The sequence below is a fragment of the uncultured Anaerococcus sp. genome, assembly GCF_963510575.1.
GTDB lineage: Bacteria > Bacillota > Clostridia > Tissierellales > Peptoniphilaceae > Anaerococcus.
Genome location: NZ_CAUPFR010000126.1, coordinates 1 through 4292, shown reverse-complemented (window position 1 = coordinate 4292; position 4292 = coordinate 1). Strand labels below are relative to the sequence as shown.

The following is a 4292-nucleotide window of genomic DNA, read 5'->3' as shown; positions in this document are numbered from 1 at the left end:
AAATGAAGATGCCTTTATTTACCAGGTTGACTTTGACGGCAACCTTAAAATGGTAAATGATTCAAACTTTGACAAGTCTTTTGGCAATTCTGTCGGCACAGATGCCAGATTTGGAGCCACAAGGACCTTCCAAGTCCATAATGGCAGACTTTATTTTATCGTAACCGAATTTGAAGAAGCAAAACTTTATTCAATTGACCTTAAGGGCGAGCTTAGACTTGAACTTGATGGTTGTATAGAGGATTTCTTTGTAACAGATGAGGATATTTACTACCTAGACATGGGACCTGACCACCTAGCTAGCCTTAAAAGCAAGGCTAATAAGGAATCCCTTGTTGAAAATAAAATCTCAGACGTCCTTCCTGTCAAAGAATTTAACTTTGACTCAAATGGTGATGACCTAAGGGGTTACGTTCTTTTACCTAAGGATTTTGACCCAAGTAAAAAATACCCAACCATCCTTTCTGTCCACGGTGGCCCAAAAACTGAACTTTCAGATATTTTCCACCACGAACACCAAATGCTTGCATCAAATGGCTATATAATTATTTATACAAATCCACACGGATCAAGTGGTAGGGGTGTGAAATTCTCTGATATAAGAGGTCGTTACGGGGAAATCGACTTTGACGATTTGATGAATTTTGTAGATTGTGCAAGCAAAAAATACCCACAAATAGATGTGGACAAGATGGGAGTCTACGGCGGATCCTACGGTGGATTTATGACCAACTGGACAATAGGACATACTAATAGGTTTAAGGCGGCTGTAAGCCAAAGGTCAATTTCAAACTGGACAAGTTTTTACGGTGTATCTGACATTGGCTATTACTTTGCCTCAGACCAAACAGGAGCAAATCCTTGGGATAGCCTAGAAAAAATGTGGGACCAATCCCCAATCAAATACGCAGAAAAAGCTAAAACCCCAACTCTCTTTATCCATGCAGACTGCGACTACCGTTGTCCACTCGAACAAGGTATCCAAATGTATGCCAAACTAAAACTCAATGGAGTAGACACCAGGATGGTAGTCTTCCACGGGGAAAACCACGAATTATCAAGATCTGGCAAGCCAAAAGCTAGGGTAAAAAGGCTTACTGAAATCAAAACCTGGTTTGATAAACACTTAAAAGATGAAAATAAAAAAGCATAAGTTCAAAGATTTTATAAAAAATTTCATAAATAGGCTCAAAACTCAGGACATAATGACCTACGCCTCTGCCCTCTCTTTCTACTTTCTCCAGGCATCCATCCCTCTCATGATGGTCCTGGTATCAGTAGTATCAAGGTTTTTGAAAGGCAATGAAAAAATTATCTATGAGTTTTTGAACCTATTTCCAAAAACAAGTGCAAACTTAATAATAAAGGCCCTAGATATAATGTTTGCGTCCAGCCAATCCGCAGCTGTGACCACCTTGACAGTCCTCTTCGCCCTCTGGTCAGCGACAAGCGGGGTCGATAAGCTAATCATGGCCATAAACCACGCCTACGGTCTCACCCACCAATCAAAAGCCATCAAACAAAGGCTGATGAGTATCATATATACGGTGATTTTTATAGGCTTTATCATGTTTATGCTAATTTTTCAAATCTATGGACCTACAGTCCTAAAGATTTTAGATAGCAAAATCCTAACCCTAACAGAGAAATTTTTTGGAGACAATTTAGAAGCCATAATCGACTTCCTCTCATCTCCAATCTTTACCATCCTCACCCTAGCCATACCACTTTTGATCATGTCGGCTGCCCTTGGGATTTTTTATAAGTATGCTCCGAGTAATTCTACAAATAGGATTCCCTTCAAGCAGGCCCTCACAGGTGGGATATTTACAACAGTGACCATCTATGTGACAAGCTTCGTCTACGCCTACTTTATAAACACCTTTTCAAACAAGTCCCTAATTTACGGTGCCCTTGCCGGCATCCTTTCCCTTTTCATCTGGCTTTTGATAGTTTCATCCCTCCTAATAATAGGAGCTGAAGTCATAGCAGCCTTCAGGGAAGGCTACAGGGATGAGTATTTTGACAAGGAAATAAGACTTAAAGAAGGTACAAAAAATCCTATGGATAAGTTCGTTTCTAAAATAAAAGGAAAAATAAATGAAAAGTGAATTTAGGAGATTTTTCCTAAACCTCAGACGAGAAATGGATGAAGAGTGTATAAAGGAAAAGTCAGAAAAAATAATTGCTAACTTAATTGCAAGTGACCTTTATAAAAATTCCCAGACAATTTTTGTCTACCTTTCAAAAAATAAGGAAGTTGACACCTATGATTTTATAAAAAAAGCCATAGCCGATGGCAAAAAAATCTATGTTCCAAAGATAAAAGACCATAAAATGTTGGCAGTAGAATTAGATGACTTAGGAAACTTAGACCAAGGCCCATTTGATATCCCAACCTCTCAAAGCCTTGACTTTATAAGGGATCCCGACCTCACCATCTGCCCAGCCCTATCCTTTGATTATGATAAAAATAGGCTAGGTTATGGGGGTGGGTTTTATGATAAGTTTCTTGCTGAAAATACTACCACCAAAGTTGGCCTTATGATTTCTAAATTTTGGTCTATTAAAATCCCGGCTGAACCTTGGGATATAAAAATGGATTACATCATTACAGAAAATAAATTTTTTTGATAAATAAAATCCTATTTTTAGCCATTTATACAAATTTTTACGAATAATTATTAAAAATTATTTGACAGAGAAAATTTTCCTGTGTATAATCGAACTATAGAAAATAAACTATGAGAAGAAAAGTAGATTTAATCAACCTACCCAGAGAAGCTACGGATGGTGAGAGTAGCCTAGCGAGATTAAATTGAAAATGGCCTTTGAGTTTCTTATCCGATATTTAAGATAAGACGGGTTCACCCGTTACAGTGATAGGGTATGTCAGTACCCGATGAGTTATTAATTGTGAAATTAATTTGAAATTAAGGTGGTAACACGTGGCAAAGCCTCGTCCTTTATGGGACGGGGTTTTTTTATTACATAGAATATTTTCTAAGGCGCCTATGTTAGAATGTTGGAAAATTTTAGAAAATAAAAGAGGTATAAAAATGACAGAAAGATTTTTAACAGTTGGATCATTACTTAGAAACGAAGAATTATTAAAATACAAAAGAGAAATTGAAAAAAGAGACGATATAAGATATCCATTTTACAATGACTTTGCAGGTTACAAGGAATGTGAAGATACTGCAGTAGCTGATGTAATAGAAAAACAAATCGCAGCAGGTCTTCCTGAGATCACAGACGGAGAATATTCTAAGTCTCTCTGGCATCTTGACTTTGTTTGGGGACTTTCTGGTGTAGAAAGATATATCAAAGAAAGCGGATATTTCTTTGAGGACAAGGATTGTTGTGGCAAATTTGAGACCAGACGTGATATAGGACTAAGGTTTGTAGACAGGCTTTCAGGCAAAAACCACCCATTCATAGACCACTTCAAAAGACTCAAGAAACTAGTAAATGGCAGGGCAATCGTCAAACAATGCATCCCTTCCCCATCACACATCTATGGCGATGTTTTAAATTTTAACTTCCTAGAGAATTCTTACTACAAAACAAACGAAGCCTTCGAAAAAGACTTAATCCGTTCCTATGAGGAGTTTTTAGACGATTTCAAAAACGCTGGTGGAGAAATAATCCAATTTGACGATTGCCTTTGGGAACAATTCGCAGATGGATCTGAGAATGCTCAATTTGATGGAGAGGTAAGACATGATAAAAATATAGCCTTAGCCGAAAAATATATAGCCATCAACAATGAAGTAATAGCATACGCCCACGACCTCGGCCTAAAAGTCTACACCCACAACTGCAGGGGCAACTACGCATCTCGCCACTTTGGAGCAGGCACCTACGACTCAATTGCAGACCTCTTCCTAGAAAAACAAAACTACGATAGGTTCTACCTTGAATGGGACGACGAAAGAGCGGGATCCCTAAATTCATTAAAAGCCTTTGAAAAAAACAAGGACGCAGAAGTAGTCCTAGGCTTCTTATCATCAAAAACTCCAGGCCTAGATGATGAAAAAAGAGCCCTAGAATTATTAGAAAAAGCTAGCCAAATTATAGACAAAGACAGACTCTACCTATCCCACCAATGTGGCTTCGCATCATGCGATAACGGCAACGAACTAAGCCAAGATCAGCAATGGGCTAAGATAGCCCAAGGCCAAAAAATTGCTCAAGAATTTTGGGGTAAATAAAAATAAATCCCTCCTATTATATAGAAAGGTGATGTTGCAGAATAGATTTATCTATTCTGCAACATCACTTTTTTTCTT

Annotated in this window: 4 protein-coding genes and 1 other annotated feature; all 4 genes read left to right on the top strand. The window is 38.0% G+C overall.

Annotated features, from left to right (window positions below):
- A partial coding sequence (locus RQ907_RS07865) for a S9 family peptidase (protein WP_311492823.1) occupies window positions 1-1153 on the top strand: 1153 nt, incomplete at its 5' end.
- Window positions 1134-2111 (top strand): YihY/virulence factor BrkB family protein, encoded by a 978-nt coding sequence (locus RQ907_RS07860; RefSeq protein ID WP_311492822.1) that lies wholly within the window; start codon window positions 1134-1136, stop codon window positions 2109-2111. The genes RQ907_RS07865 and RQ907_RS07860, both read left to right, overlap by 20 nt.
- Window positions 2101-2634: a 5-formyltetrahydrofolate cyclo-ligase gene (locus tag RQ907_RS07855; RefSeq protein ID WP_311492821.1), complete on the top strand. Its 534-nt coding sequence runs from the start codon at window positions 2101-2103 to the stop codon at window positions 2632-2634. Before RQ907_RS07860 ends, RQ907_RS07855 begins: the two co-directional genes overlap by 11 nt.
- Window positions 2635-2735: 101 nt before the next feature.
- Window positions 2736-2970, top strand: a binding site (T-box leader).
- Between the two features lie 89 nt (window positions 2971-3059).
- Window positions 3060-4214, top strand: coding sequence for a 5-methyltetrahydropteroyltriglutamate--homocysteine methyltransferase (locus RQ907_RS07850; RefSeq protein ID WP_311492820.1), 1155 nt, complete (start codon window positions 3060-3062; stop codon window positions 4212-4214).
- Window positions 4215-4292 lie beyond the last annotated feature (78 nt).